Origin of the sequence: Lacisediminihabitans sp. (assembly GCF_036569425.1) — a bacterium.
Classification (GTDB): Bacteria; Actinomycetota; Actinomycetes; order Actinomycetales; family Microbacteriaceae; genus Lacisediminihabitans.
On record NZ_DATCQQ010000036.1, the window covers coordinates 1 to 5,444 of the forward strand.

Here is a 5,444-nt window from a genome sequence, read left to right on the forward strand (position 1 = left end):
CCGGAGCCGGGGACGATGCGCACGCGGGCGATGGCCTGCTTGCGACGGCCGACGGCCGCTCCTGGCACGTTGAGGACGGCGCGGGGCACCTTCACTGCGGTCTCGGCCGGGCTCTCGGTCGAGTAGCTCTCGAGCACTGCCTCGTCGATTGAATCTTCGATCTTCGCCATGTTGTACGAATCCTTTAGTTACTGGTGCGCGCTACTGCGCGACCTGGCCGAGTGTGTAGGTCTTGGGCTGCTGGGCAGCGTGGGGGTGCTCGGCGCCTGCATAGACCTTGAGCTTGGTGAGCTGTGCGCGACCAATGGAGTTCTTGGGGAGCATGCCACGAACGGCCTTCTCGACGGCGCGCGTCGGGTGCTTCTCAAGCATCTCGGAGTAGGTGGTTGCCGTCAGGCCGCCCGGGTAACCCGAGTGGCGGTAGGCCTTCTTCTGAGCGAGCTTGGCGCCGGTGAGGGCCACCTTCTCGGCGTTGATGATGATGACGAAGTCGCCCATGTCCATGTGCGGGGCGAAGGTCGGCTTGTGCTTGCCGCGCAGCAGGACTGCCGCGTGGCTCGCCAGACGGCCGAGAACGATGTCGGTCGCGTCGATGATGACCCAGTCGCGCTGGACATCTTCGGGCTTGGGAGAAAAGGTGCGCGTCACAATAGTGCTGCTTTCTTTGTCGAAATGAGGCGTTCGTGAATCCCACTCCGATGGGCGTTCCCAGGCAAAGACTTGCCAGGAACACTGCCGGTGGAGGGCTCAAGTTCGGGTACCGCGCGAAAGGGCGCAGGCACCAAGGGTCTAGATTAGTCCATCCGCCGGGATGCGGTCAAACGGGGCCGGTCTCCGGCGTCTCGAGCGGTGGCCGGCGGGCGCGGGTGACCTCCGCCCGCGCCGCCAGTTCGTCGTCCGGCGGATAGCCGACTTCGACGAGGGTGAGGCCCTTCGCCGGCACGACGTTGAATTCGCTCGTGCGGTCCAGCTCGTCGCGGAGCGCGGCAAGGCGATCCTCCTCGAGCTTGCCCTCACCCACCGCGATCGTCGCTCCGACGAGGGAACGCACCATGCTGTGGCAGAAGGCGTCGGCCTTCACCTCGGCGATGAGCACGCCGTCCGCGTCCCGTCGCCAGGCGAACTCCTGCAGGGTGCGGATCGTCGTCGCGCCCTCGCGCGGCTTGCAGTACGCCGCCCAGTCGTGCAGGCCGACGAGGGAATCCGCGGCGATCGCCATCCGGTCGAGGTCGAGCGCTGCCGGGTACCAGAGGGTGCGGTTGCGTTCGAGCGGGTTCCGTGGGCCGGAGTTGTCTGACACCCGGTATTCGTAGCGGCGCCAGACGGCGGAGAAGCGAGCGTCGAATCCCTCGGGGGCGACGGCCGCGCGAGACACATAGACGTCGGTTTCGAGGCCCGCGATGCCATTGAGTCTTCGCCCGAGAGCGGTCGGTCCGTCGAAACGCTTGCCGCCGGTCGCTTTCTTTCCGCGCGGGCGGGTCAGCCAGGCGAGCTGTTCGGCCGACAGGTCGAGATGGGCCACCTGACCGGTCGCGTGCACCCCGGCGTCGGTGCGACCGGCGACGGTGAGCGTCGGCGACGGGCCGCGGCGGCCGAAGATGATCGCGAGGGCCGCCTCGAGCTCGCCCTGTACGGTGCGCAGCCCTGGTTGTTTGGTCCAGCCGTTGAAGTTTCCGCCGTCGTACGCGATGTCGAGCCGGATGCGCGTGTAGCCAGTGCTCGCGTCGATCACGCCTTCCCCGTCCACGTCTGAAGTCTATTGGCGAATCCGATGGCCGCCTCCGCCTCAGGTTGACCTCGCCCCTTCGCACGACAAGACTCGAACTGCACGCCATGACTCCTTCCCTCCTCCTCTCCTCCTCAGCGGCGGTTGCCGACCCAGCGACCGCGCCGTCTGGCGACCGTCGTGCCGACCGGTTCGCGGGCCTGGACGGGCTGCGGGCGATCGCCGTCGTGGCCGTGATCCTCTTCCACCTGACGCCCGGCGCCCTGCCCGGCGGTTACCTCGGCGTCGACGTGTTCTTCGTGATCAGCGGCTTCCTGATCACGGGACTCCTGCTTCGGGAGAGGGCGTCGACCGGCAGAATCCGACTCGGGGCATTCTGGATGCGCCGCGCCCGCCGGCTGCTCCCCGCCCTCGCGCTCGTGGTCGTCGCCTGCAGCGCAGTGGCGCTCTCCCTGCGCGGAGACGTGCTCGTGCACCTCGGACGGCAGGTGCTCGGCGCCGCCACGTTCAGCGGCAACTGGCTGTCGATCGGTGCCGGCCAGAGTTACTTCGACGGCACGGCCCCCGAGCTCTTCCGCAACCTCTGGTCGCTCGCGGTCGAGGAACAGTTCTACCTGGTGTGGCCGCTGGCGATGCTCGCGCTGCTGCTCGTGCCGTCCCGGCGGCTCCGCATCGGCCTCGTGGTCGCCCTGGCCGTTGCGTCGGCCGCCGCGATGTGGCTGATCTACCAGCCGGGCGCCGACGCGACGCGGGTCTACTACGGCACAGACACCCACTGTTTCGGCCTCGCCATCGGTGCGGCGATCGCGATCCTGGTGCACGATGCGCCCCGGGGGCTCGCGAGGCTCCTGGCCCGCCCAGGCGCGACGAGGGTCGGCGCCGCACTCGGAGCGGCATCCATCGTGAGCTTCTGCGCCCTCGCGGTCTCGATGCCCGCGAGCGCACCGTTCGTCTACCGCGGCGGCCTGATCGGTGTCGCCCTGCTCACGGCGGCGGCCATCCTCGGCTCGATCGGCGCCGGATCGCCCCTCGGCCGAGTGCTCGACAGCGCGCCCCTGCGCTGGATCGGCGAGCGATCGTACGGTCTCTACCTCTGGCACTGGCCGGTCTTCGTGCTCGTCATCGCCGCCCTGTCTGGCTGGCAGCGCACGGGAGGGGACGGCTGGGCCATGGGCGCCGTCGCGCTCGCGATCACCGTCGGGGCGTCGGCCGCGTCCCACCACTTCGTGGAGCGCCCGATCCGGCTGAACGGCTTCCGAACAACGCTTCGAGCCTGGACGGGCGGATGGCGGTCCTCCGCGCCGAGGCTCGTCGCCGGGCTGGCCGCGGTGGCCCTCGCCGCCGTCGCGGTCGGCGCATCGGTCGCCGCCATCGCGAGCGATCCGGGCAAGACCTCGAGCCAGGCCGCCGTCGAGCAGGGCGAGCGGTCGATCGACACCCACCGGTCGCCCGACGGCAGGGGCGAGCCGACGGCGCAGCCGAGCCGGAAACCCGCCGCGCTGCCCGGCGGCGACCAGATCACCGCGATCGGCGACTCGGTCATGCTCGCCTCGGCACCGGAGTTGCAGGCGACCTTCCCCGGCATCCAGATCGACGCCGTCGTCTCGCGCCAGCTCTCCTCGGTGCCGTCGATCCTCCAGGGGATGATGGCAGCCGGCACATTGCGGCCGACCGTGCTGATCGGACTCGGCACGAATGGCCCGATCGACCGGTCAACCCTCGACGAGGTGAGGACGATCGCCGGCAGCCGCCACGACATCGTGGTGATCAACGTGCAGGCGCCGCGAGGCTGGACCGATGGCGTGAACTCCACCCTCGCCCAGTTCGCGCAGCAGTATCGCGACGTGGAGCTCGCCAACTGGCGGGACGCGATCGCCGGGCACCTGGATCTGCTTGCGCGCGACCAGATCCACCCCGGTGGCGCGGGAGGAGCGATCTACGCCCGCGCCGTGACCGATGCGCTGCAACGGCTCGCGGAGCTTCCGCCCGTGCTCGGGCCCAACGACTTCGGGCTCGCCGACATCCCGCTCTAGAACATCTTGTGCACGCTGCGGCTGCGGCCGGACTGGCGGAAGCCGACACCCTCGTACAGGGTGAGGGCCCCGGTGAGGCTGTCAGAGTCCACGTCGAGCACCGCGCTGTCGAGACCCTCGGCCGTGATCGCGCGCAGGGCCTCCACGAGCATCGCCGGGGCGATGCCGCGGTGCCGCCACGCCCTCGTGACCCCGACGAGGTCGATGTACGCCGACGAGAAGCCCTGGCCCGGCCAGTCGTCCCGGTTCACCTCGGTGAGGAGGAAACCGGCAACCTCTCCGGTCGGGGCCGTCGCCACGAAGGAGAGGTCGGGGCGGGACACGGAACGGCGCGCGAACCGCTCCCACTGCTCCTCGGTCGTGGGCTGGCTGCCCCAGTGGTCCCGAAAGGCGTCGTTGCGCGCCAGTCGGAGCTCCTCGTGTCTCGCGGGGACGGGGTTCGCGATAGAGAACCCGTCAGGCAGCGGGACCTCGGGGATCGGCTCATCGAATCGGCGTCGCAGCTCGAAGTAGTACCGCGCGGTGCGGAACCCCGCGCGAGCGAAGAGGTGGTTCGTCTGGATCGCTTCGTCGTCGATGAAGGCGAGGATCCAGCCGGGGAGGGGCTTGTCCGACGTCGCAAGCTGTTGCAGGGCCCTCTGCTCCTGCCAGTGCAGCAGCTGGCGTCCGATCCCCTTGCCCCGCCATCCGGGATCCACCGCGCCGAACAGCACAGACCGCACGAGGGTCTCCTTGCCGGGCAGCAGGGCGACGCTGCCGAAGGCGACGTAGGAGTTCGTGAGGTCGATGCCGACGATGGTGTCCCGGCTGGCGTCGATGTACGAGCTGTCCAGGCTGTCGAGCACCTCGTCGCGCAGGGTGAGGTAGCGCGGATGGTCGACCCTGTCGGCGGCGTGCATCATCGCGGTGATCGCGTCGACGTCGCCGCGCCGCGCCGGTCGCCACACGGTGCCGCGGAATTCCGGGATGTCCACCGTCGACGGTGCCACCACCCGGGAGGAAAGAGGAGACTCGTTCACGAATAAAACAGTAATGGCCCCGCTCGATGTGCGGGGCCAAAATCTGGTATTCGAAGAAGTTACTTCGCCTCTTCGACCGGTGCTGCCTCGGCGTCGACCTCGGCGATCTCGACCTCGATGGCCTCGGCCTGCTCGGCAGACTCGACGGGAGCCTCATCCGCGGCGGGCTCGGTCTCCTCGACGACGACCTCGGCCGGCGCGGAAGCCGCGGCGGCGGCCGCAGTCTTCTTGGCCGACTTCGGCTTGGGCGACACGGGCTCGAGAACGAGCTCGATCTGAACCATCGACGCGTTGTCTCCCTTGCGGAAGCCCAGCTTCGTGATGCGGGTGTAGCCGCCCTCGCGCAGCTCGACGAGCGGCGCGATCTCGGTGAAGAGCTCGTGAACCACGGTCTTGTCGCCGATGACCGCCAGCACGCGACGACGCGCGTGCAGGTCACCGCGCTTCGCGAACGTGATCAGGCGCTCGACGAGGGGGCGCATGCGCTTGGCCTTCGTCTCGGTCGTCTTGATGCTCTTGTGGGTGAACAGGGCAGCCGCGAGGTTCGCAAGCATGAGGCGCTCGTGCGCCGGTCCACCGCCGAGGCGGGGTCCCTTAGTTGGTGCAGCCATTTCTTAATCTCCAGATGTGAAAGAAGTCGTGAGGTTGTCGAGAACGACGCGCCCT

General features: G+C 69.0%; 5 protein-coding genes and 1 pseudogene. 1 reads left to right on the forward strand and 5 read right to left on the reverse strand.

Features of this window, described 5'->3' with window-relative positions; all coding sequences use genetic code 11:
• The 3 genes and pseudogenes from VIM54_RS07275 to truA form a co-directional block, all read right to left on the reverse strand.
• Positions 1–170 (reverse strand): annotated as a pseudogene (locus VIM54_RS07275) (30S ribosomal protein S9); the annotation flags it as partial.
• A gap of 31 nt (positions 171–201) precedes the next feature.
• Positions 202–648, reverse strand: a complete 447-nt coding sequence (gene rplM, locus VIM54_RS07280; RefSeq protein WP_331900146.1) for a 50S ribosomal protein L13 — start codon at positions 646–648, stop codon at positions 202–204.
• Between the two features lie 169 nt (positions 649–817).
• Entirely contained in the window at positions 818–1,747 is a 930-nt protein-coding gene (gene truA / locus VIM54_RS07285; protein WP_331900147.1) for a tRNA pseudouridine(38-40) synthase TruA, read from the reverse strand.
• 86 nt (positions 1,748–1,833) lie between these two features.
• Between truA and VIM54_RS07290 the strand changes: the two genes are divergently transcribed.
• Positions 1,834–3,759: an acyltransferase family protein gene (locus VIM54_RS07290; protein ID WP_331900148.1), complete on the forward strand. Its 1,926-nt coding sequence runs from the start codon at positions 1,834–1,836 to the stop codon at positions 3,757–3,759.
• Here the strand turns inward: VIM54_RS07290 and VIM54_RS07295 are convergent.
• Together VIM54_RS07295 and rplQ are read right to left on the reverse strand one after the other, a co-directional pair.
• A complete protein-coding gene (locus VIM54_RS07295; protein WP_331900150.1) occupies positions 3,756–4,778 on the reverse strand; it encodes a GNAT family N-acetyltransferase in 1,023 nt (340 codons plus the stop codon). The two genes, VIM54_RS07290 and VIM54_RS07295, sit on opposite strands and share 4 nt — an antisense overlap.
• 59 nt (positions 4,779–4,837) lie before the next feature.
• Complete coding sequence (rplQ, locus tag VIM54_RS07300; RefSeq protein ID WP_331900152.1) at positions 4,838–5,389, reverse strand: 50S ribosomal protein L17; 552 nt, start codon at positions 5,387–5,389, stop codon at positions 4,838–4,840.
• Positions 5,390–5,444: the final 55 nt, after the last annotated feature.

Coding starts and splice junctions, on each gene's coding strand:
- rplQ (WP_331900152.1), bottom strand. CDS start 5,389: ATGGCTGCACCAACTAAGGGACCCCGCCTCGGCGGTGGACCGGCGCAC.
- VIM54_RS07290 (WP_331900148.1), top strand. CDS start 1,834: ATGACTCCTTCCCTCCTCCTCTCCTCCTCAGCGGCGGTTGCCGACCCA.